Origin of the sequence: Micromonospora sp. NPDC005806 (genome assembly GCF_042871425.1) — a bacterium.
In the GTDB taxonomy this organism is placed as follows: Bacteria; Actinomycetota; Actinomycetes; order Mycobacteriales; family Micromonosporaceae; genus Micromonospora.
In genome coordinates this window covers 1-22,806 of the sequence record NZ_JBIAIL010000057.1, presented here as the reverse complement: position 1 = coordinate 22,806, position 22,806 = coordinate 1, and the positions used below count along the sequence as shown (strand labels likewise).

Genomic DNA, 22,806 nt, shown 5'->3' with positions numbered 1-22,806 from the left:
GTCAGCCTTCCAGCTCCGGCGGCCGGCCCACCGACTTGGCCAGCACGTGGTCCAGCCGGGCGTGGATGATCAGTCGCTGGTAGTTGTCGAACTTGGGGTTGCAGGTGGTCAGGGTGAGCAGCTTCTCGATCGGCTTCGCGCCCGGCTCGCCCGGCACCGGCGCCACCACCTCGACCTGTGTCGGCTTGACGATCCGCTGCTGGTAGACCTTGTAGATGAACCACTGGCTCTGGCTCTCGACCACGATGTCGTCGCCCGGGTTCAGCTCGTCGAGCCGCCAGAAGGTGGCCCGGATGCGGTGCCCCGCGACGGCGAAGTTGCCCACCTCACCCGGCATGGCGCTCCTCGGGTAGTGACCCGGGGCGTACCGGATGTCGTCCGGAGTGACCCCCTCGACCACGACCCAGTGCTTGTCGAGCTTGGGGATGTAGAGCCCCGCGACCGGCTTGCCCTCCGCCGGGGGCGTGGGCTTCGGGGTGGGGCCGCCGGTCGGGGCGACGGTCGGGTCGGTGCCGCCCCACTCCTGGGCGAGCTGGCTGTTCAGGTCGTTCTGGTGGGCGTCGACGATCACCGTCTTGCCCCAGATCTCGTACCCGGCGAAGAGCAGCACCACCAGGCCGAAGGTGATCAGCACCTCGCCGGTGAGCCGGACCCCGGTACGCAGCCGCGAGCCGACGGTGGGCCGGGTGAGCTCGGAGTAGACGCTCCTGTACCCCTCGCCCGTCTGCTCGGGGCGCAGCTGCACCACCCGCTCGCCCCGGCGGGGGCGGGGCGGCTCGGCCGCGGCGTCGGCCGGCTCGCCACCGGTCGGCTCCGGCAGCGGCGGGACGGCACCCATCAGTGCCGTCGAGTCCAGGGCGGGCACCCGCGCGGGACGGTCGGTGACGGCCGGGATCACCGCGGTCGCCGCCGGGTCAGCGCCCGGGCCGCCCGCTTCCGGCTGCGGCGGGACGCCCGAGCCCGGTCGCGCAGGGTGCTTCGCTTCCGGCCGCGCGGGGTCGCCCGCCTGCGGTACGCCGCCGGTCGGCGCTGCCGCCTGCGGTAGGTCAGCCCGTTCCCGGGTAGCCGGCGCCGCCTCACCGGCCCGGCGCTGCCCACCCTCGGTCGGGGCGGCGCGGTCGGCCGACCGGCCGGCCACCCGGGGGAGGAACGCGGTGGGCGCGTCAGCGGGCGCGGCGGGTCGTATCACCGGGGCCGGGGCGACGAGGCCGGGCTGTTCGGCGATTCGTTGGCCCGGCTGCTCGGCGACGGTCCCGGACGCGCTCGCGTCCGGTCCGGACGTGCCGGGCCCGGTGACACCCGGTCCGGCGGCAGCGGGTCCAGCGGTCCGGGGCCCGACGGCACCAGCTCCGGCGCCAGGCCCAGCGGCACCCGACCGCTCCGGGGCGGTGGGGTCCGGAACGGTTCCCGGCCCGTGGTCGGAGCGGCTCCCGGGGGAGGTCGGGGTCGGGCCGGTTTGCGCGGCCGCCGCACCGGGCCAGGGCGGGGGCGGCTCGGTGGGCAGGCGGCGAGGCTGCTCGGTGGGGAGGCGGCGAGGCATCTGCTCGCCGGCGGTCGGCCAGGCGTCCGCCGGCAGCCGGTGCAGCTCGTGACCGGGTGCCGGGCGCGCTTCCTGGGCGGCTGGCCGGCGCTGGTCCGGGCCGGCGGTCCGGCGCGGCTCGTGGTCGTCGGCGGCCGGCACGGGCGCGGACGGGCGCCGGTGGTGGCTGGCGGGCGTCGTGGGAAACCGCTCGTCGGCCGTCGAGGGCGGCTCGGCCGGCTCGGGCCAGGGCAGGTTGAGCGGGGCCTTGGCCGGTGCCGGGCGTTCGACCCGGGGAAGGAACGCGGTGGCGTCCTCGCTGTGGTCGCGGTGCCGCCCGTCGCGCTCGCGGGGGTCCTCGGCGGTCACCGGGGAACCTTCGCCGAGCGGAGCGCGGTCGAGTCCTCGAACGCCGGAACGGTGACCGTGGCGACGTTCTCGGAGTAGCCGAGCTGGTAATGGTCGACTGCTTCCCTGAACAACCGGACTCCCTCGGACGCGGCGAGGGCCCGCTGCAGCGAGGCGGGGTCGCCGATTGCCACGATCTTGAACGGAGGGGAGTACACCCGGCCGTGCAGCAGCAGGGTGTTACCGACGCAGCGTACCGCGCTGGTGCTGAGCACGCGGACATTCATGATTGACATCGCCTCGGCGCCACCCGCCCAGAGCGCGTTCACCACCGCCTGGACGTCGCCCTGGTGGACGACCAGGTCGTCGTTGCTGGCACCCTTGGGCAGGGTCTGGTCGGCGCGCCGAGGGGCGTCGTTCAGCTCGATGGTGACCCCGGGGCCGGTCAGCGCGGTGAACCCGGCGGCCTGCCGGCTGGCGGCGGCGCGGTCGCGCTGGTCCTTGATCGGGCCGTCGGTGTCGGCGAGCGCGGCGGTCTGCTCCTCGACCTCGGCGCGCAGCCGGGCGGCCTTCTCCTCGCTCGCCGCGACCTGTTCGCGCCGGTCCTCGATCAGCTGGGTGAGCTGGGGACGACGGTCCTCCCGCAGCGAGGTGCCGCCCGCGGTGGTCGCGGTGGTGGTGAAGAGCAGGCCCGCCGCGGCGGCGATCAGGGGTACGCCGATCGACCAGCCCGGGCGGCGCTGCCGTGGCCGCCGCGGCAGCAGGCCGGCGACCGCCCGCCGGAGGACCTTCTGCCAGGAGGCGGCACCGGACGTGTACTCCACCGGCGGTTCCCTTTCCCGTCGTTCTGTACCGGCTCGCGACGATGCGAACCGGCGTGTTCGACCCGAAAAGTCCCGCTCTTTTCGGTCACTCCGTGCACTGGCCTGACCCCATTCGTGGCCTGGGCGGCCCGTCGGGACTACGCTAGCTGTCGAACATTATTGGCCATGGACCGTCGCCCCCGCGCCCGGTTGTCAGGCCGGACGAGGTCGTACCCCCCTCTGGAGAGCGTCGTGCCCAAGTCTCAGGTCCGCAAGAAGAAGGTGTACACCCCGCCGACGGACGTGCGTCCGACGGCGACGGCGGCGACGCGCAAGCCTAGCCCGGTCTGGCTGCCGATCACCGCCGTCGCGCTGATCGTCGTCGGCATCGGCTGGCTGGTCCTGTACTACCTCTCCGAGCAGGCGTACCCGGTCGCCACGTGGGGTTACTGGAACCTCGCGGTCGGCTTCGGCGCGATGGTCGCCTCGCTGATCCTGCTCTCCCGCTGGCGCTGACCAGGTCGACGGCCGGCCCGGTTCCCCGCGACGACAGCTTCAGCGCCTGCGCCTGACGCGCCGCGACTGAAGCCATCGTGGGGGCCGGGCCGCCGCCCTGTCCGGCCCCGGCCGGCCGCCCCTGACCGGTTTCACCACCGTCCGGCCGGCGGACGTACGTCACGCCACACCGCCCCTACCCGGCGCGCGCCGCCGGGTCCCCCTAAGGTGTCGGCAGGGCGGCGTGGCCGGATGCGAGATGACTCACGTTACTGCTGGGTAACCTTGCGCGTAGGCTGCACTGCATGACCGAGCGGAGCGAGGTCATCGGCCGGTCGGGTCGGGGTGGCGGGTAGCGGCGGAACGCCGAACGCCTCCTGAACCGCTCCCGGTCGCCGAGCCGCTCGACAGGCAGCAGACCGGGAGGCCAACTCGATGGGCAGCGTCCAGATCGTCACCACGATCCTCGCGGCCGCCATCACCGCCGTGGCGGTGTGGCTAGCGGTACGCGCGGTCATGAAGATGGTGGCAGTCATCCGGCTCGGGCAACCGGCGCCGGAGCGGTTCACCGACAGGGGCGCCCGCACGAAGAAGATGCTGGTGGAGACCGCCGGCCACACCCGCATGCTGAAGTGGAGCGTGGTGGGCGCCGCGCACTGGTTCGTGATGGTCGGGTTCATCGTGCTGTCGCTGCTGGTGCTCGAGGCGTACTTCGAGGTCGTCACGCCGCGCGGCGGGCTGCCGATCATCGGGCACTGGACGATCTTCGGCCTGGCCACCGAGCTGATCGGCATCTTCGGCCTGATCGGCATCGTGGTGCTGATGGCGATCCGGCTGCGCAACCGGCCCAACCGACCCGGCAACCGGTCGCGGTTCACCGGCTCCACCATGTGGCAGGGCTACTTCGTCGAGTGGGTCGTGCTGCTGGTCCTGATCTTCGGCTTCGTGATCCGGGGGTTCAAGGTCGCCACCGACCACTTCGAGTACCCGGTCTGGGCCACCCCGCTGAGCCACGCGGTCGGCGCCGCGCTCCCGGCCTGGACGGCCGGCGTCAGCGTTGCCGCCCTGATCAAGATCGCCATCTCGATGACCTGGCTCATCGTGATCTCGCTGAACGTCACCATGGGCGTGGCCTGGCACCGCTTCCTGGCGTTCCCCAACATCTTCTTCAAGCGCGAGCCGGAGAAGCCGGCCGGCTCCGGCCTGGGCGCGCTGCGCCCGATGATGAGCGACGGCAAGCCGCTCGACTTCGAGGAGGCGGACCCGGAGAAGGACCAGTTCGGCGTCGCCCAGGTCGAGCAGTTCACCTGGAAGGGCCTGCTGGACTTCAGCACCTGCACCGAGTGCGGCCGTTGCCAGTCGCAGTGTCCGGCCTGGAACACCGGCAAGCCGCTGTCGCCGAAGCTGCTGGTGCTGAGCCTGCGCGACCACGCGTACGCGAAGGCGCCGTACCTGCTGGCCGGCGGCGGCAAGGACCTGACCGGCGAGGAGAAGGCGACCCAGGAGCAGCTCGCCGGGGTCGACGTGCTGGCCATGGCCGAGGCGGACCGACCGCTGATCGGCACCGCCGAGGAGGGTGGCGTCATCGACCCGGACGTGCTCTGGTCCTGCACCACCTGCGGCGCGTGCGTCGAGCAGTGCCCGGTGGACATCGAGCACGTGGACCACATCGTCGACATGCGCCGCTACCAGGTGCTGATCGAGTCGAGCTTCCCGTCGGAGGCCGGCGTCATGCTCCGCAACCTGGAGAACAAGGGCAACCCGTGGGGCGCCCCGCAGAACACCCGCGAGGACTGGACCAAGGGCCTCGACTTCGAGGTGCCGCGGGTCGGCGAGGTCGACGACTTCGAGTACCTGTTCTGGGTCGGCTGTGCCGGCGCGTTCGAGGACCGGGCCAAGAAGACCACCCGGGCGGTCGCCACGCTGCTCAACGAGGCCGGCGTTTCCTTCGCCATCCTCGGCGAGGGCGAGACCTGCACCGGTGACCCGGCCCGCCGGATCGGCAACGAGTTTGTCTTCCAGATGCTCGCCCAGCAGAACGTCGAGACGCTGAACGAGGCGTTCGAGGGCCGGGAGAAGAGCAAGCGGAAGATCGTCGCCACCTGCCCGCACTGCTTCAACACCCTCGGCAACGAGTACGGGCAGCTGGGCGGCGAGTTCGAGGTGGTCCACCACACGCAGCTTCTGGCCCACCTGGTCGCCACCGGCAAGCTCACCCCGGTGCAGCCGGTCGACGGCGGCCTGACCTACCACGACCCCTGCTACCTGGGCCGGCACAACCGGGTCTTCACCCCGCCGCGCGAGGTGCTCGGCGCCGCGCTCGGCTCGGCCGAGATCACCGAGATGCCGCGCAACAGCGAGCGCTCCTTCTGCTGCGGCGCCGGCGGTGCCCGGATGTGGATGGAGGAGAAGATCGGCAAGCGGATCAACGTGGACCGGGTCGAGGAAGCCATGTCCACCGGGGCGAAGACCATCGCGGTCGGCTGCCCGTTCTGCTCGACGATGCTCAACGACGGGGTCAACGGCAAGGGCGCGGGCGAGCAGGTCGAGGTTGTGGACGTCGCCAGCGTGCTGCTCCGCTCGGTCAAGCCGGACGCTCCGGCCGGCGCGAAGGAGACCGAGCCGGTCGCCGGCTGAGGCGTACCCCGGAACGAGTCGACGCACGACGGCGGCGGTACCCACCGGGTGCCGCCGCCGTCGTCGTGTCCGGCCGGCCCGCCGCCCGGCGGCTGCCCTCGTGCCCGGTGCCGGCGCGTGGAACAATCACGCACATCGACGGCCTGCTGGTTACCACGCTGCTGCCCCTGGTCGGCTTCGTCCTGCTGACCGCCGGCAACGCGTTCTTCGTCGCGGCCGAGTTCGCCCTGGTCACCGTCGACCGGGCGGAGATCGACCGGCGGGCCGGCGACGGCGACAGCCGGGCCGCGACGGTACGCCGGGCGCTGCGCGAGCTCTCCTTCCAGCTCTCCGGCGCGCAGCTCGGCATCACCATCACCGCACTGCTCACCGGCTACCTGGCCGAGCCGGCGCTGGCCCGGCTCTTCGCCCCGCTGCTGCGCCCGCTCGGCGGGGCGGAGCGGCTCAGCGGGCTGCTCGCCCTGGCCCTGGCCACCCTCATCTCGATGCTCTTCGGCGAGCTGGTGCCGAAGAACCTGGCGCTGGCCCGGCCGATGCCGGCCGCGCTGACCACCGCCGGGCCGATGCGGACCTTCGCCCGCACCTTCGGCTGGCTGATCCGGCTGCTGAACGACTCGGCGAACCGGCTGGTCCGCCGGCTGGGGGTGGAGCCGCAGGAGGAGCTGGCCAGCGCCCGGTCCCCGGAGGAGCTGGGCCTGCTGGCCGCGATCTCGGCCCGGGCCGGCGCGCTCCCGCCGGACACCGCGATGCTGCTGCGCCGCACCATCCGGTTCGGCGACAAGCGGGCCGCCGAGGCGATGACCCCCCGGGTGGACGTGATCGCGCTGCGCGCCACCGCCACCGTCGCCGAGCTGTTGGCGCTGTCCCAGCAGACCGGCCGTACCCGGTTCCCCGTCTACGAGGAGACGCTGGACCTGGTCACCGGGGTCGCCGGGGTGCCGGACGCACTCGGCGTGCCGCTGGCCGGCCGGGCCGCCACCACCGTCGCCGCGGTCGCCCGCGAGCCGGTGTACGTCCCGGAGAGCCTCGACCTCGACGGCGTGCTCGCGGCCCTCAAGGCGGCCGGCGCGGACCTGGCCATCGTGGTGGACGAGTACGGCGGCACGGACGGCGTGGTGACCGTGGAGGACCTCGTCGAGGAGCTGGTCGGCGAGATCGCCGACGAGTTCGACCCGGACGCGGTGGACGACCTCGGCCCGGTCGAGCTGACCGTGCCCGGCGGTGAGCGGACCGTCCTGGTGGACGGCGTGCTGCGCGAGGACGAACTGGTCGAGCAATCCGGCTTCCGGCTGCCGGAGGGGCCGTACGAGACCCTCGCGGGCTTCCTGATGGCCCGACTGGGGCACATCCCGGTGCCCGGGGAGACCGTCGAGGAGGCCGGGTACGAGTTCACCGTCGTGGAGGTCGAGCGGCACCGCCTCGAGCAGGTCCGGGTGGTACGTCCCGAGGAGCCCGACGACGGTGAGTGAGCTCCTGATCGCGGTCCTGCTACTGCTCGGCAACGCCTTCTTCGTGGGCAGCGAGTTCGCCCTGATCGCCTCCCGACGTACGGTGATCGAACCGCTCGCGGTGGGGTCGAAGCGGGCCCGGTGGGCCCTCGCCGCGATGAACCAGATCCCGCTGATGATCGCCGGGGCGCAGCTCGGCATCACGGTCTGCTCGCTCGGCCTCGGCGCGATCGCCGAGCCGGCGCTGGCGCACCTGCTGGAGGCGCCGTTCGAGGCGCTCGGCCTGCCGGCCTCCGCGGTGCACCCGGTGGCGTTCGTGATCGCCCTGGGCGTGGTGGTGTTCCTGCACACCGTGGTCGGCGAGATGGTGCCGAAGAACATCACCCTGGCCGGCCCGGAGCCGTCGGCGCTCTGGCTCGGCCCGCTGATGCTGGCGTTCTGCGTCGCCACCAAGCCGCTGCTGCTCGCCATGAAGTGGTCGGCCCGGCAGGTGCTCCGGCTGTGGCGGGTCGAGGCGACCGACGCGGTGAAGACCGTGTTCACCGCCGAGGAACTGGCCGGCCTGGTCTCCCAGGCGCGGACCGAGGGGCTGCTGGACGCGGAGGAGCATGCCCGGATCACCGGCGCGCTGGCCCTGCACAGCCGCACGGCGGCCGACGCGCTGCAACCCTGGTCGACGGTGACCACGGTGGCCGAGGACGTCTCACCGGCCTCGCTGGAGGTGCTGGCGACCCGGACCGGCCGGTCCCGGTTCCCGGTGGTGCAGCGGTCCACCCGCCGGGTGCTCGGCTTCGTGCACGTGAAGGACGTGCTCGGGTACGCGGGCGCGAGTCGCCGGGCGCCGGTGCCCGCCGAGGTCTACCGGCCGCTGGCGGTGGTGCCGCCCGACCGTACGCTGGCCGACCTGCTGCTCTCGATGCGGCGCGAGCGACGGCACATGGTCCTGGTGAGTGACGGCCGTCGACCGCTGGGCGTGGTGACCCTGGATGACGTATTGACGGCGATCGTTGGGCGGTAAACGAATACCCTTTGTGTGCAAGCGGTTGCGCAGGTGTGATTGACCTAAACGTCGCCTTGATTCCACCCCGCTGCCTTCCCTAATGTGGGGCACCGACCGCTGCGGTCGTCCGCCTCGACCTTCCCTCTCTCGAGGCGCCCGGCGGTCGGTTGCAAAGGAGTCCGTGCCGGTGGCAACCCTGCCCCCTCATCGTCACGCCCCGAGCCAGCCGCCCACCAGACCGGTCGGCGCACGCCGGGTCGTACGCCGTCTCCTCACCCTGGTCGCGGCCGTCGCGGTCGGCGCCGGGCTGCTGGTGGCTCCGGCGCACGCGGCGCCGTCGGTGGACGAGATCGACGCACAGATCGACAAGCAGTGGGAACAGCTCGAGCCCACTATCGAGCAGTACAACAAGATCCGCTCCCAGCTCAAGGCCAACCAGAAGAAGTCGGACGACATCAAGAAGAAGATGGTGCCGCTGGAGCTGGAGTCGGCCCTGGCGATGAACCGGGTCGGTGACATAGCCGCCCGCTACTACATGCAGGGCCCCTCGCAGGAAATCGGCGCCCTGCTGGTGAGCACCAAGCCGGGCACCCTCGGCGAGCAGCTCGTCATCCTTGACCGGCTGGCCCAGGAGCAGCACAAGCAGATCGCCGGCGTGCTCGCCGTCCGCGACAAGTACAACCGGCAGAAGCAGAAGCTGGACGCGCTGATCGCCACCCAGATCAAGCAGCGCGACGAGTTGGCGGCGAAGAAGAAGCAGATCAACGCCGAGATCAAGCGGCTGACCGCGATGCTGCCGGTGACCTCGATCCGCCCGGAGGGCTGCCCGGCCATCGACGGCGTGGTGAGCAGCGCCGCCCGAACCGCGATCAAGACCGCCTGCGCGCAGGTCGGCAAGTGGTACGAATGGGGTGCCACCGGCCCGAACACGTTCGACTGCTCCGGCCTCACCCAGTACGCCTACAAGGCGGCGGGCATCTCCCTGACCCACTTCACCGGTGCCCAGTGGGACGAGGGGCGGCCCGTGTCCCGGGCCGAGGCCCGCCCCGGTGACCTGGTCTTCTTCTACAGCGACCTGCATCACATGGGTCTCTACCTCGGCAACGGGCTCATGGTGCACGCGCCCCGCACGGGTAAGCAGATCCAGGTCACGAAGATCAGCTACATGCCGGTCGCCGGCTTCCGCCGGGTCACCTGACCTCCCTGCAGCAGCACGAAGGCCCCCGGTCCACCCGGACCGGGGGCCTTCGTCGTCAGGTCGGTCAGGCGGGCGCGCCGACCGAGGCGGGCTGAATCTGGACGTCGTCGAGGTTCACGAACATCACCCGGTGGCCGAACTGGATCTGCACGTACCGATTCTCGCCCCGGATGACCGTCCAGTCACCCGGTGCCGAGCCGTCGAAGGTGACGGCCCGGTAGTACTCGCCCGGCAGGACTCCGCCGACCGCGTACCGCTGGCCCGCGGCGAAGGTGTACTGCAGCGGGGAGATGGTCTGGTACGGCACCCCGGCCGGGTAGGCCGCCCGCTCCGGGTAGGCGCGCCCGTACACCGGGATAGTGGCCTTCCCCGGCTTGGTGGTCACCACGAAGCCCTGTTCCCACTTGGCGGTTGGCGCCGAGGCCGGGTTGTAGAACCAGGCCTTCTGGCCGAGGTACCAGATCGCGGTCCAGTCGCCCTGGATGTCCGCGAGGGCGTACGTCTGACCGGCCGAGGCGCGGGCGCCGTGGTCGGAGATGTACATGGTGTTCGGCGTGCCGTTCGGCCGCAGCCCGCGATCGTTGACCAGCGGCGCGTCGGCGCTCGGCGCGGTGCGCAGGATGACCGACGAGGAGCCGCGCAGCGGACACGGCGCGGCCGGCGGGGTCGGCTTCGGGACGCCCGGCGGCTGCTGGTTGCAACCGATGAAGGCCGGCTGGTTGGTGGCGAAGTCCGGGTCGATGGTGACCAGGCCGGTGTGCGGCGTGCCGGTCGAGTGGAACGGCGCCTTCATCAGGTCGAAGTAGTGCGACCAGTCCCAGTACGGTCCCGGGTCCCAGTGCATCCCGGCCACGTTTCCGGCGGTGATGCCGGGGACGTTGTCGTGGCCCAGGATGTGCTGCCGGTCCAACGGAATCTGGAGCCTGAGCGCCAGGTGCCGGACCAGCTTGGCCGACGTCCGGTACATGGCCTCGGTGTACCAGGTGCCGTGGCCGGCGAAGCCCTCGTGCTCGATGCCGATGGACTTGGCGTTGACGTACCAGTTGCCGGCGTGCCAGCCCACGTCCTTGGCCTTGATGTGCTGGGCGATGTAGCCGTCCACCGAGCGCAGCGTGTAGTGCCAGCCCAGGTAGGTCTTGTCCTGGACCAGCTTCACGCTGGGACCGAAGTAGCCCTCGGTGTCGTGGATGACGATGTACTCGATCTTCTGCTGGGCCGGCCGCTCGCCGAGGTCGTGGTTGCCGTAGTCGCCCGAATTCGGACCGTACTTCTCGTAGGGGGCGGGGATCCACTCGCAGGCGACGCGTACCGGGCACTCCAGGCCGTCCGGCCGCTCGGCGCGGCGCAACCCGAGCTTGTGCAGCCCGGACTCGTCCGGCGTCACCGCGGTCGCGGCCAGGGTCACCCGCTGGCCGTCGTCGGTGGTCCGGCTCGCGCCCTGACCGATCTGGTCGTACACCTCGTCGGCGAAGGCCGCCGCGGCATCCTCGGTGTCCGCGCCGGAGTAGCGGGCCACCGCGCCGTACCAGGCCGCCGGGTCGCTGCCGGTCCCGACCGGCCCGCCCAGTTCCGTCTGGTACGACGCGAGCAGCGCCGCCCCGCCCCGGATGTTGGCGGTGGCGTCGGCGCGCAGCGTCTCGACCGACATGCCGGTGAGCGCGGCGGCGGCGTCGACGGTTTGCAGGGTCGCCTGGGGCAGCACGTCCCCGGACGGCGCGGCGGCGACGGCCGGGTCGAGCGTGAGCGGGCGGGAGTCGTCGCCGCGCGGGTCCTCGTTCTCGTCCACGTGCGCGCTGGACGGGGTCGAGGCGACCTGCTCGGCGTCGGTCAGGTGCATCGGGCCGTAGCCGCCGCTGGTGCTGGGCTGGCCCGCGTGGGTGTCCCAGCGGGACTCCAGGTACGAGACGCCGAGCAGGACGCTCTGCGGTACGCCGTACTCGTCGGCCGCGGCGGCATACTGCGCCTGGCGGTCGGCCGGATTGGCGGTGAGTGGTTCCGCGGCCACCGGGCCGGTGGTCGCGAAGGCGGTGGCCGCCGCGACGGCGGCGGCCAGCAGTATCCGTCTGCCCGACGGCGGGGGTGAGAGGTGCATCGAACCTCCAGACAGGGATGGGGGTCACTGCGTCCTCACCCTCACTCCGCACGGGGCCTGTGGTCAATACCTTTCTGGGTAGTGATGTGGACTGAAAAATATCTTCGACCGTGCCGGGAGCGGCCGGGAATTCACGTACGGAGTGTCACGGCGTCGCGAGTTGCGGATTGATAACGGCGATCTCTACTCTGGTCAATCGTCGACCGGCAGTCTCACCGCCCAGCCCGGGTGGTGACGGTCGGACACCGCCGAGTCGCCTCCGGGCGAGCCGGGGACCCAGGTACCTGGGGTGAATCCGCAGCCACTGCGGTAGGGCGGCGCCCTTCCCGCCCGAACCCGTCAGCTAACTCGGTAGGCGGTCGGAAAGAAGGAGTACGGAGCCCGGTGGCTAACCATGCCCCGCGGCCACCGTCGGTCCGGTCGGTCGACCGGCAGCCGGTTGCGCCGCGTTCACGCTGGTCCCGCTGCACCACCGCCCTCGCCGCCCTGGTCGGCACCGCCGTCATCCTGACCGGCGGCGCCACGGCGGCCCACGCCGACCCGTCGGTCGCCGAGATCGAAGCCCAGATCGACCGGGACTGGAACAAGCTCGAACCGGTCATCGAACAGGTCAACGCCACCCGTGAGGACCTCGCCGCCAAGCGCAAGCAGGCCGCGGTGCTGGCCAAGCAGATCGCCCCGCTGGAAGCCCAGGTCGACCACGCCCTCGGACAGGTCGGCGGCCTCGCCGCCGACGCGTACAAGGGGGACAGCCTCTCCACGGTGAACGCGCTGCTGGGCAGCCGCTCCCCGGGCGAGGTGGTCGACAGCCTCGAACTGCTCGACCGCTTCGCGCACCGCCAGCAGCAGCAGGTGCAGGCCGTCGCCGACCTGCGCGACCAGTTGGCCGCGAAGAAGAAGCCGCTGGACGAGATGATCGCCAAGCTGGCCCGGACCGAGGCCCAGCTCGCGGCTCAGAAGAAGCAGATCGACGCCGAGATCGCCCGGCTGCAGAAGCTGCGGCTCAAGGTGTACGGCAACGGGGGCGGTGGGCCGCTGCGTCCCGCCCCCTGCCCGGCCGGCTACCCGGGTGGCCCCGGCGGGGTCGCGGCCAAGTTCGCCTGCGCCCAGATCGGCAAGATCTACGTCTGGGGCGCCGCCGGCCCGGACCACTACGACTGCTCCGGCCTGACCATGGCGGCCTGGGCCAAGGCCGGGGTCTCGCTGCCGCACAACGCCGCGCAGCAGCACGCCGTAACCCAGCGGGTGAGCCGCGCCAACCTTCGGGTCGGCGACCTGGTCTTCTACTACAGCGACCTGCACCACGTCGCGATGTACGTCGGCAACGGCTGGGTGGTGCACGCCTCCCAGTCCGGCAAACCGATCACGATGAAACGCGTCGACGACGGCCAGATCAACAGCTACGGCCGCCCGGGCTGAGGTGTGAGCAGGGGCCCCTTCCCAACGCCTGGGGTACAGGAAGGGGCCCCTGTTGACGCGAGCGGGCCGGCTCAGCGGGTCGGCCAGGTCCGCCAGTTCTGCCAGGAGCGGCTCGGGGTGGGCCCGCGCTGCCCCTGGTAGCGGGAGCCGTAGACCGCCGAGCCGTACGGGTGCTCGGCCGGCGAGGAGAGCCGGAAGATGCAGAGCTGGCCGATCTTCATGCCCGGCCAGAGGGTGATCGGCAGGTTCGCCACGTTGGAGAGCTCCAGCGTGACGTGCCCGGAGAAGCCCGGGTCGATAAAGCCCGCGGTCGAGTGGGTGAGCAGCCCGAGCCGGCCCAGGCTGGACTTGCCCTCCAGCCGTCCCGCGAGCTGGTCGCCCAGCGAGATCACCTCGAGCGTCGAGGCGAGCACGAACTCGCCCGGGTGCAGCACGAACGGCTCACCCTCGGGCACCTCCACCATCGAGGTCAGGTCGTCCTGCTGGACGGCCGGGTCGATGTGCGTGTAGAGGTGGTTGTTGAAGACCCGGAAGAGCCGGTCCAGTCGTACGTCGATGCTGGACGGTTGCACCAGAGTGGGCTCGAAGGGCTCCAGCGTGAGCGTGCCCGCCTTGATCTCGGTGACCAGGTCGCGGTCGGAGAGCAGCATCGGAACACCATAGCGACCGGAACGGGTGACCTGCGTGTCGGACTACATCTTCGTACACGTGTTCGATAGAATGTCCGCATGGCTTCCTGGTCCGAATTCGCCGCCGACGAGCCCCGACTCGCCGACGAGATCCGCCTTCTCCTGCAGCAGTACGGGCCGGGCTTCGGCTACCTCGCCACGGTCCGCGCCGACGGGGGTCCGCGGGTCCACCCGGTCTCCCCGGTGATCACCGCCGACGGCCTCTACTGCTTTGTCATCGACTCGCCTAAGCGCCGTGATCTCGAACGCGACGGCCGCTACGCGCTCCACTCGTTCCCGCCGGAGGAGAGCGACGACGAGGCGTACGTCGCCGGTCGGGCCCGTCCGGTGAGCGACCCGGCGACCGTGGCCCGACTGGCCGAACTCGGTCGGGCCGCGCCGCAGGTCGACTGGCGGCTGTTCGAGTTCACCGTCGACCTGGCGATGCTGACCCGGCCCGACCAGGCGACCCACCCGGGCACGGGCCGGCCGCAGGTGCGGGTCTGGCTCGACCCGGTGGCGACCGCCCCGCCCCGCCGTACGGTGGCCCCCGCCGAGGGCCGACGCGGCCGGCACGGCTTCGACACCCGCCGCCCGGCCGCCTGACAGTCCACGAAAACGCCGGTGCCGGCCCGTCCGAGGACAGGGCCGGCACCGGCGTTCAGTGCCGGGCGCTCAGGCCGCGCGGTACGCGTTCCACGCGGTGATCATCCGGCTTGCCTGACCGGGGGTGAACTGGAACATGCACGAGTCGTAGGTGTAGTCCATGAAGTTGGTGATCGGGTCCAGGCCCAGCGCGGTGCAGGTGTCCCGACCGGTCGGGCACTGGTAGGCCGGCGAGGCCTCGGCAGGGGTGTCCGAAACGCTGTCACCCGAGCCGGCACAGCCACCCTGGAAGGTGTGGTAGAGGTTCAGCCAGTGGCCGATCTCGTGGGTGCCGGTGTCGCCCTGGTTGTAGTTGGTCGCGGTGCCCCCCGGCAGCGACTCGTTCAGCGCGACCACGCCGTCCATGCTGTCGAGCTTCCGCTTCGGGAAGGTCGCCCAGCCGAGCAGGTTGTCGCTCAGCTCGCCCAGGTAGATGTTGAGCGTGTTCTTGCCGCCCTCACGCAGCGCGGACTTCATCTGCCGCTCTGCCGAGGAGCCCTGGATGATCGGGTACCAGGCCGTGTTGGTGACGTGGTGCACCTTCTGGAGTTGGAAGCCGAAGGCGGTCGGGGCGCCGCCGGTGGCGTCGCTGTAGGCCTTGTTCAGCACGTCGATCTGCTGGGTGACCATCGAGTCCGGGATGTTACCGCCGGCGCGGGTGCTGTCCCGCTGGATGACGTGCACGACGACCGGGACGGTGACGGTGGCCAGCGGAGCGGCCGCCTGGGCGCCGCCGCGGAAGGTGGCCCGCTCACGCAGCGCAGCGGCGAGGTCGGCCTCGCGCTCGCGGACCTGCTTGGCGGTCAGCTCGTTGGGGTCGAGCTTGCTGCTGCCGCCCTTCGCGACCCGGGCGTTCGAGTGGACGACGGCCGGCTCGGCGCAGGAGCCGCCCGGGGCGGCGGAGACGGCTGAAGCAGCGGGGACGACCCCCACAGCGGCGGTGCTGAGCAGCAGCGCGAGGGTCGTCGACGCGACACCGGCGGCCCGCCGGGTCAGCAGGTTGGGACGAAGTCCCATGGGCCCACCTCTTTCCGGCGGCGTCACAGGGGGTATGTCACGCCGAGTCGGAGAACGTTGGGGAGACGTTACAACCGATCGACGGATTTGAGAACAGCCATATGTTGCCGTGGGGAAACCTTCTGCCGCTCGGCGGGCCCGCGGGGGTTGCATGATCGTTTCTCGGGGGGTTGCGCGGTGGGCCGGAGCCGCCACGGGGGTACCTGGGTGCACGGAGGTGGTGCCCTCAGGTACAGTGGTGCCGCCTGCGGGTGTAGTTCAATGGCAGAACATCAGCTTCCCAAGCTGACAGTGCGGGTTCGATTCCCGTCACCCGCTCCACGCGAAGGCCCTGGCCAGGACGCGAGTCCCGCAAGGGCCTTCGATATTCCACGGGCCACCAGCGCGCGATGGGCCCATCCGGGCCATCAGCTCGCGGGCACAAAGCACCTGGGCCACGGCCGGTCCCGGACGAGGTCTACGCGCCGACCGTGGGCAATTTTTCCCCGGGTTCGCCGCGCCCCCGCCGTCCACGTTCAGGATTCGGCCGACGTGGCCGACGCGATCGACGGCATCCGGGCCGCGCTCGAATCCCGGCCGGCCGAGCTGGAGAAGTCAGCCCAGCGCGGCCGCCTTGCGCAGCAGCACTGAGCGTTCGCGCTGGTTGGCGCACAGCCGGGCCGCCAGCTCCAGCTCGGCGCGCGCCTCCGGTCGCCGTCCGAGCCGGGCCAGCAGTTCACCGCGTACGGTCGGAACCAAATGCGAACCGGGGAGCCGGTCCGAGGCGATCAGCTCGTCCACGATGGCCAGAGCTTGCGCCGGACCCGAGGCCATGGCCACCGCGACGGCCCGGTTGAGCTCGACCACCGGCGAGGGCGCGACCCGGCAGAGCGCCTCGTAGAGCACTACGATCCGGTCCCAGTCGGTCGCCTCGACGGAGAGCGCCGACGCGTGGACGGCGGCGATCGCGGCCTGCAGGCCGTAGGGGCCGAGGCCGCGAGTCGAGGCCATGGCCAGCGCGGCCAGCCCACGGCGAATCGCCGAGAAGTCCCACCGCCGCCGGTCCTGGTCCTCGAGCAGGATCGGCGAACCGTCCGGGGCGGACCGGGCCGGGAAGCGCGCGGCCGTCAGCTCGAACAGGGCGAGCAGGCCGTGCACCTCCGGCTCGTCCGGCTGTAGCGCGGCCAGCGTGCGGGCCAGCCGGATCGCCTCGTACGCGACGTCGGGGCGCAGCAGCCGGTCGCCCGACGTGGCCGTCGACCCCTCGGTGAAGATCACGTAAAGGACGCTGAGCACGCCGCCCAGCCGTTCCCGGCGCTCGCCGGCCGCCGGCAGTTCGAACGGCACCCCGGCCGCCGCGATCGTCTTCTTGCCCCGGGTGATGCGGGCCTGCACGGTCGGCACGGGTACGAGGAACGCGCGGGCGATCTCCTCGCTGGACAGGCCGCCGACCACGCGCAGGGTTAGCGCCACCCGGGCCTCGGGGGAGAGCACCGGTTGGCAGCTGATGAACATCAGCGCCAGGACGTCGTCGTCGATCTTGTCGGGGTCGATTTCTTCGTCGACGGTCGGGTCGGCCGCCAGCAGGGCGTATCGGTCGCGGAGGGCGGTCCGGCGGCGGATCGCGTCGATCGCCCGCCGCCGGGCCGTGGCCATCAGCCAGCCGGCCGGATTGGCCGGAGAGGCAAGCGGCCACGACACCAGCGCCTCGGCCACCGCCTCCTGGGCCACGTCTTCGGCCAGCCCGAAATCGCCGGTGAACCGGGTCAGTGCGGCGACGATCCGCGCCGACTCGATCCGCCAGACGGCCTCGACGTCGGCCGTAGCCATCAGATCTGGCCGTTGCTCTCGCGCCCGACCCGTTCCTTGACGATCCGCTCGTTGTCCTGCGGGACCTCGTCGCTCTCGGCCACCCGGCGGACCTCGATCTTGGACCCGGGGACCGCCGGGACCCGCTTGGCCCACTCGACCGCCTCCTGTTTCGAGGCGACATCGAGCATGAAGTAGCCCCCGAACAGTTCCCTGGTCTCGCCGTACGGCCCGTCAGTGACCACCGGCGCCTCGCCGCTGAAGTCGACCACGACGCCCCGGCCCGGATCGTCCAGCCCTTCGGCCGCGAGGAGAACACCGGCCTTGATCATCTCCTCGATGAAGCGGCCGGTCGCGGCCATCGCCTCGTCGATCGAAGCCATCATGGCCGCGTTCGTCTCATCGGTGCCCCGCATGATCAGCATGTACTTCGGCATCGCGTTCTCCTCATCCGGCGGGGCCGCCTCTCGACCCTCGCACCCACACGTCGAACGGGCGGCCCGCGGATCGACACGGCCCCGGAGAAATCTCTCGTCGCGACGCAGCCGATCCCTCCGACCCGCGTTTCGCCCCTCAGACCGGCCCCTGAGCGATGGCTGACGCGGACGCCATGCTGATCAGAAAGCTTAACGTCGCAGCTTTGGAACGCGGCAACGCTCACACGGATCTGGGAAAGCATTCGGGACGCGGCCAGTGAATTCTTTCCGCTACCTGACTGAAGAGATGGCGACGGGAATCTTTAGCGGCGCTTCGCCCCGCGGCGCACTCTCTTGCCGCGATCAGCGCGCTGAGGTGTCGTAGATCAGCTGGCGGACACGTGTCGCCCATCAGTCGACGGAGGACAGCGGCACGGACGGCCGAGGAGCAAGCGCCGTGATGAAGGTCGACGCGTAGCCGAGCCGATCTGACTCAGAGCCGGTCGTATTGCTCGCGGACCAGCACATTGACGGTGGCGTTGATGTCCGACGGTCCACCGTTCGCGCTGACGAGCACCACGACGTCATCCCGGTGCGCGATCGCGTTCACCTCGACCAGTCCCTGCTCTTCACCGCTGAAGACCACCGCCCCCGGCACGTCGGGGAGGTCCACGCCGTTGATGGTGCTCCGGACAGCCCCCTCGATGTCGACGTAGGACCGCTGGAACTGGTCGGCCGCCAGGGGCGATTCGAATTGGAGCAGCGTGACCTGCACCAAGGCGTGGTCGGGCCGGGTCCACGCCGTCCCTGCGGAGTGCTGAACGTCGTCGCGTAGCTGCTCGGCGAGCATCAGTGCCCGGAAGTCCGTGAGCGGCAGGAGCCGGGAGGTGTCGACCTGGTCGTCGGCGGCTGCCGGTTGAGCGGGTGTCGAGTCGGCCGGCGATGCCACCAGCAGCGTCGCGAGGTCGCGGTGCCGGTTGGCGGGCCGATGCGTCGCCTGCCAGGCGAACGTCCCGACCAGGATTGCCACGGTGAGGGTGCCCACCACGACGCCGGTGACGGGCCAGGGCTGACGCCACCACGGCACGCGCGCGGGGCGGGCCGACCAGCTCTGGCCGAGCATCAGCGCCGGGACCGGGGTGGTCGGTGCGGCGGGAGCCGACGACCCGGCTCCGACGGCCTCGGCGTCGGGTGTCGGCCGAACCGGGGCGGGCGTGGGTGGTGCCGACGACTGTGGCGACGCCGGCAGGGCCGAAGCGCCAATGGCCAGCAGCATCGTCCCGAACAGCGCGAGGTAGGTGCCGGCGAGGAGGTCAGTGCTGGGACCATCGCCGATGGGGAATCCGCTAGCGTCGATGGCGGTGCCGGGTTCAAACATCGTCAGCGCCAGCAGCAGCGCCAGGCCCAGCAGCCGGGCGGCGATCCGTACACCATGGCGCCACTCCGGCCTTACCCACGCCGCCACCAGCAACGAAAGCAGCAGGACCCACCCGACATACAGGGACGCCTGAATGCCCGGCAGATCGGTCAACGCGTACGTCTTCACCTCGGCGGTCGGCGCCCGACCCAACAGGCGATCAGTGACGTCCTGCCCCGGTTCCGCGACCACCCACGGCACGAAGTGCGCGTTGACCAGCACGACAAGTCCGAAGAGCATCGTCGCCACGGCCTTTGCGCGGCCCTTACCCAGCTCGTCCGTGCCGGGTCGACCCGAGCTGACGTACTCCGAGCCAGAGGTGATCTTCACGGCGCACATCATGGCAGCGCTACCGCAGGTGGTCCAGCCGACCAGCAGCGGCGCTCTGCGGCTCGGACCAGGTCCCCGAGGATCCCCCACCGGTACCGGCCACGCGTCAGCGTCGCCTACCTGACTGCAGATGGACCGGCCGAGCCCGTCATCCGGGCTGCCGAACCCATCAAGCCCGAGCCAGCCACGGTTCGGATCAGCCACGTCGACGTGATCGAGATGCATCGCGACCAGCGGATGTACGAGTGATCCGTCGTGGCCCGGCTACCGCTTCAGGCAGGCGCGCCGAAGTGGATGCACTTGGGCGGCTTCTCGACCGATGTATGAAACCGGCAGCGGGAGCCGGGCCGATGTGACCCGGCTCCCTTGCTGATCAGTACGGGCGGAGCGATGTGAAGAATCGCCTCAGTTCGCCGGCGAGCAGGTCAGGCTCCTCCAGCGGCATGAAGTGTCCGCCCGTACCTGGCTCGCTCCAGTGCCGGATGTCGGTGCAGGCGCGTTCGGCGATCTCTCGGGGGAAGTTGGCCTGCGAGGGTTCGGTGCTCACCGTGAACGCGGCGGGCACGGTGATAGCGGGTCGTGGGCTGTTGTGATCAAAGTCGAAGTATTGCCGGAACGAGGAGCCGATTGCGCCGCTGGTCCAGTACAGGGTGATGGTCGTGAGCAAGGTGTCCCGGTCGAACCGGCTCTCCAGGTCCCCGTGGTTGTCACTCCAGTCTCGGTACTTGTCGACGAGCCAGGCGGCCAGTCCGGCTGGGGAGTCGGTCAGTGCCGCGGCGATGGTGTCCGGCCGGGTGCCCATGATGGCGCTGTAGCCGCCGTCCGTCTCGTCGTACGCCGCTTCGGCATCGAGATACGCCTGCTCAGCGGGCGACAGCGGATGGGAGTCGAAGCTGGCCGGGAACGGGGGGTGGATCATGTGAATGCCGACTACTTGCTCGGGGTACAGCGCGCCCAGCCAACCGGTGACCACACCGCCGACATCGCCACCGAAGGCGCCGTAGCGCTGGTAGCCAAGGACGTCGGTCATCAACAGGTGCAGCGTCTGCGCCATCGCAGCGCGGGTGAGCGGACCCTTCGGCAGTTCCGAGTAGAGGAAGCCGGGCAGCGAGGGCACCACCACGTCGAATGCGTTGGCGGGATCCCCCCCCCCCGTACTTGGCGGGGTTGGTCAGACGATCGACCAGCGGCAGCATCTCCACGAAGCTGCTGGGCCAGCCGTGGCTCAGGATCAGCGGCAGCGGTGCGGGCGCGCCTGCCGGACGCACCCCGGGCACGCGAAGGAAGTGAATGCGTCGGCCGCCGATCAGGGTCTGGAAATTGGGCAATGCGTTGAGTTCGGCTTCCCGAGCCCGCCAGTCGAACGTATCGACCCAGTAGGAGACCAGGTGCCGCAGGTAATCGGGGTCCGTGCCGGCCTGCCACGGCCGATCGCCACTGCTGTCCGTGAAGCGGGTACGGGCCAGCCGAGCCCGCAGGTCGTCGAGTACCTCGTCCGATACGTCGATACGAAACGGGGAGAAGGTCATTGTTCCTCCGGTTAGGAGGGCGCTCCCCGACGCGACGTCAGCGGACAGGGATGGCCGGGTGGAGCGCCCAGACGTGACATTGGGTTCTCACCGGGCTCACCTCCCCTCATCGCTGACAGCGGTCACCATACCCGCCCACTTATGCCGCGATGCACCCCCGTTACGGACCGTGAAGGCTTCCCCGGCGTCTTGAAGATCATGTCAGGCATCTGGTGGAACGCGAGTGTCAGCATGTCCGGCGACGGGACACCCTCGACGGCATTGCGTTGCCGAGTTGTTCTCTTACTGATCAAGGCGGCCCGCAAAGCGGGCCGCGCCGGCCCGGCCTCGGCCTGCTGGCGACCTCCGGCCTGCCACACTCACGGGCGACAAGACCATTGAAGACCTCGAGCTCCGCCCCGGACCCCCGCCCTCCTCAGAGGTCGGCCGTGAGCGGATCACCTCGCCGGGCACCACGAGGGCTGCCAGCCTCCACGGACGTGGCCAAGGTCGTTCGTCCGGAACGGTCACGCTGCGGCATATCGTTCCTACTATCCAACCCTGCGTCTTCGGGAACCCGGGCGCAGACGAGCGTCACGACCGGAGCTGGGGCCGCCGCCCCAGGCAGCTCGACCGGTAGATGCGGCCTGAGAACCAGCGACCTTGCCTCACGGCCACCTGCCCCGCTTGACGGTCCACAGGAGCATCGGGATGGCAAGGTCCCTCCGGGCTGCTGCCGCCGGCTAGAGCAGGGTGGCGCGCCCTGACCCTGGTGTGCTTCCCGGCGGGCGGGTCGATGGCAGACCGAATGAGGTGCGAAAACACCACGCCGGCCTAGCGGTGTCAAAGCGAGCGTTGACGTGCCTGGGCTAGCTAGGCGTGCATGATCTTGTGCCGTGACGCATCCGGAATTTCGAGAACGTGGCTACGTGGTTGTGTCGTCGAAAGTGAAACCTGGATGGCGTGGCTGGCTTCATTTCATCAGCAACTTCACCCTGTCAGGAGCACGTTTAGAGGGTGACCAAGAGTTCTTGACGATCTACATCGGATATCGCGGTGTGCTAATGCTCAGTCGCTCACATGTAACGTCGGTTCAACTCCGACCAGGATCTGGTCGGTTGGGCATAAGGTTTGAATCAGATGACGATGACAGGATTGTCACGTTCCGATCAGAAAATGCGGAACTGATCGTAGATCGACTTAGGATAATGGGTTGGGCCGTTTCTGGCTGACGGGTACTCGGCGAGTCTCGCCTACAGGAGTCCATCGCCGGGCTCGTTCCGCCGGAGTCGGGTCATTAACTGGGTGACCATCGCGGCGGACACCAGCGCACGAGCAGGGATCTCCAAGGACGATCGCAGCAGGTCAACATTGACGGCGCTCCAGGTCATCGGGCCGCGTTATTTGCCTGGGGGTCAAGGGGTCGTCCTGCTGCATACGCATCGCGACCAAGGCCTACTGTTGCCGGGTGCCGCGCATCGAGCTGACTACGGACGTAAAGGCGGTCCCGGAAGCCGTCTTCGATGCCTGCCTTGACGTTGGTATGCACACCGAGTCCATGGGGACGAGCGCCGAGCGGGCGGTCGGCGGCGTAACGACCGGCCGCTTGAAGGCCGGGGATGCCGTGACATGGGAGGCGAGGCACTTCGGCCTCTCCTGGCGGATGACCGTTCGGATCACGGACTACCGGCGGCCGCACGCCTTCACGGACGAGCAGGTCCGCGGCCCGTTCGGTCGATGGCTCCACGAGCACAGCTTCACGCCTGACCCCGCCAATGCGTCGGCTACGGTCATGCGTGACGTCATCGACTTTACGGCTCCGATGGGACCGGTCGGCGGACTCGTGGCCAGCCTCATCCTGCGGCCATACCTGCAACGACTCATCGCACGCCGCAACGTCTACCTCGCCGCCACCCTGGCAAAGCTTTCACACCGTGACGAGGCAAACACGAAGACGGCCGGGCTAGTACGGCAGCCGCCGTTTGAGATGTCGCTGGCGGTGAGGGGTGGACGCGAGGCGGCCACCGCGTGATCGTCTGTACGTTGTGGACATAACTT

At 70.4% G+C, this 22,806-nt stretch carries 17 protein-coding genes, 1 tRNA gene, 1 pseudogene and 1 riboswitch; of the genes and pseudogenes, 9 read left to right on the top strand and 10 right to left on the bottom strand.

Annotated elements, in window-relative coordinates:
- Position 1 precedes the first annotated feature (1 nt).
- Positions 2-1,888, bottom strand: coding sequence for a class E sortase (locus tag ACFYOS_RS33405; RefSeq protein ID WP_387150353.1), 1,887 nt, complete (start codon positions 1,886-1,888; stop codon positions 2-4).
- Complete coding sequence (locus ACFYOS_RS33400) at positions 1,885-2,691, bottom strand: DUF881 domain-containing protein (RefSeq protein ID WP_387150350.1); 807 nt, start codon at positions 2,689-2,691, stop codon at positions 1,885-1,887. The genes ACFYOS_RS33405 and ACFYOS_RS33400 overlap by 4 nt, the downstream gene beginning before the upstream one ends.
- A gap of 231 nt (positions 2,692-2,922) precedes the next feature.
- On the opposite strand from ACFYOS_RS33400, the gene ACFYOS_RS33395 reads away from it, so the two are divergent.
- From ACFYOS_RS33395 to ACFYOS_RS33375, 5 genes are all read left to right on the top strand, one after another.
- On the top strand, positions 2,923-3,186 hold the full coding sequence (locus tag ACFYOS_RS33395; RefSeq protein ID WP_387150347.1) for a cell division protein CrgA: 264 nt from the start codon (positions 2,923-2,925) through the stop codon (positions 3,184-3,186).
- 414 nt (positions 3,187-3,600) lie between these two features.
- Positions 3,601-5,802, top strand: a complete 2,202-nt coding sequence (locus tag ACFYOS_RS33390; RefSeq protein ID WP_387150345.1) for a heterodisulfide reductase-related iron-sulfur binding cluster — start codon at positions 3,601-3,603, stop codon at positions 5,800-5,802.
- A 161-nt stretch (positions 5,803-5,963) separates the two neighbouring features.
- Positions 5,964-7,271: a hemolysin family protein gene (locus ACFYOS_RS33385; protein WP_387150382.1), complete on the top strand. Its 1,308-nt coding sequence runs from the start codon at positions 5,964-5,966 to the stop codon at positions 7,269-7,271.
- Positions 7,264-8,268: a hemolysin family protein gene (locus tag ACFYOS_RS33380; protein WP_387150342.1), complete on the top strand. Its 1,005-nt coding sequence runs from the start codon at positions 7,264-7,266 to the stop codon at positions 8,266-8,268. Before ACFYOS_RS33385 ends, ACFYOS_RS33380 begins: the two co-directional genes overlap by 8 nt.
- Before the next feature lie 163 nt (positions 8,269-8,431).
- Positions 8,432-9,448, top strand: a complete 1,017-nt coding sequence (locus tag ACFYOS_RS33375) for an NlpC/P60 family protein (protein WP_387150339.1) — start codon at positions 8,432-8,434, stop codon at positions 9,446-9,448.
- 64 nt (positions 9,449-9,512) lie between these two features.
- Here ACFYOS_RS33375 and ACFYOS_RS33370 read toward each other — a convergent pair whose 3' ends face one another.
- Positions 9,513-11,540, bottom strand: coding sequence for an N-acetylmuramoyl-L-alanine amidase (locus ACFYOS_RS33370; RefSeq protein ID WP_387150336.1), 2,028 nt, complete (start codon positions 11,538-11,540; stop codon positions 9,513-9,515).
- Between the two features lie 236 nt (positions 11,541-11,776).
- A riboswitch (cyclic di-AMP (ydaO/yuaA leader) is annotated at positions 11,777-11,912 on the top strand.
- Between the two features lie 12 nt (positions 11,913-11,924).
- Here ACFYOS_RS33370 and ACFYOS_RS33365 point away from each other — a divergent pair.
- On the top strand, positions 11,925-12,959 hold the full coding sequence (locus ACFYOS_RS33365) for an NlpC/P60 family protein (protein ID WP_387150333.1): 1,035 nt from the start codon (positions 11,925-11,927) through the stop codon (positions 12,957-12,959).
- 71 nt (positions 12,960-13,030) lie between these two features.
- Here ACFYOS_RS33365 and dcd read toward each other — a convergent pair whose 3' ends face one another.
- A complete protein-coding gene (gene dcd, locus ACFYOS_RS33360) occupies positions 13,031-13,609 on the bottom strand; it encodes a dCTP deaminase (protein WP_387150330.1) in 579 nt (192 codons plus the stop codon).
- A gap of 78 nt (positions 13,610-13,687) precedes the next feature.
- Here dcd and ACFYOS_RS33355 point away from each other — a divergent pair, with 78 nt between their 5' ends.
- Positions 13,688-14,233 carry a pyridoxamine 5'-phosphate oxidase family protein gene (locus ACFYOS_RS33355; RefSeq protein ID WP_387150327.1) on the top strand — a complete coding sequence of 182 codons (546 nt, stop codon included), beginning with the start codon at positions 13,688-13,690 and terminating at the stop codon, positions 14,231-14,233.
- A 69-nt stretch (positions 14,234-14,302) separates the two neighbouring features.
- On the opposite strand, the gene ACFYOS_RS33350 is transcribed toward ACFYOS_RS33355, so the two are convergent.
- On the bottom strand, positions 14,303-15,289 hold the full coding sequence (locus tag ACFYOS_RS33350) for a zinc metalloprotease (RefSeq protein WP_387150324.1): 987 nt from the start codon (positions 15,287-15,289) through the stop codon (positions 14,303-14,305).
- A gap of 247 nt (positions 15,290-15,536) precedes the next feature.
- On the opposite strand from ACFYOS_RS33350, the gene ACFYOS_RS33345 reads away from it, so the two are divergent.
- A tRNA-Gly gene (locus ACFYOS_RS33345) sits at positions 15,537-15,610 on the top strand.
- Between the two features lie 273 nt (positions 15,611-15,883).
- Here the strand turns inward: ACFYOS_RS33345 and ACFYOS_RS33340 are convergent.
- From ACFYOS_RS33340 to ACFYOS_RS33320, 5 genes and pseudogenes are all read right to left on the bottom strand, one after another.
- Positions 15,884-17,098 (bottom strand): RNA polymerase sigma factor, encoded by a 1,215-nt coding sequence (locus tag ACFYOS_RS33340; protein ID WP_387150322.1) that lies wholly within the window; start codon positions 17,096-17,098, stop codon positions 15,884-15,886.
- Complete coding sequence (locus ACFYOS_RS33335; protein WP_387150319.1) at positions 17,098-17,514, bottom strand: YciI family protein; 417 nt, start codon at positions 17,512-17,514, stop codon at positions 17,098-17,100. Before ACFYOS_RS33335 ends, ACFYOS_RS33340 begins: the two co-directional genes overlap by 1 nt.
- A gap of 472 nt (positions 17,515-17,986) precedes the next feature.
- Positions 17,987-19,132 (bottom strand): hypothetical protein, encoded by a 1,146-nt coding sequence (locus ACFYOS_RS33330; protein ID WP_387150316.1) that lies wholly within the window; start codon positions 19,130-19,132, stop codon positions 17,987-17,989.
- A 481-nt stretch (positions 19,133-19,613) separates the two neighbouring features.
- Positions 19,614-20,360, bottom strand: a complete 747-nt coding sequence (locus tag ACFYOS_RS33325) for an alpha/beta fold hydrolase (protein WP_387150390.1) — start codon at positions 20,358-20,360, stop codon at positions 19,614-19,616.
- A 133-nt stretch (positions 20,361-20,493) separates the two neighbouring features.
- Positions 20,494-20,769 (bottom strand): annotated as a pseudogene (locus ACFYOS_RS33320) (epoxide hydrolase N-terminal domain-containing protein); the annotation flags it as partial.
- Positions 20,770-22,216: 1,447 nt separating this feature from the next.
- Between ACFYOS_RS33320 and ACFYOS_RS33315 the strand changes: the two are divergent.
- Positions 22,217-22,780: an SRPBCC family protein gene (locus tag ACFYOS_RS33315; RefSeq protein WP_387150314.1), complete on the top strand. Its 564-nt coding sequence runs from the start codon at positions 22,217-22,219 to the stop codon at positions 22,778-22,780.
- Positions 22,781-22,806 lie beyond the last annotated feature (26 nt).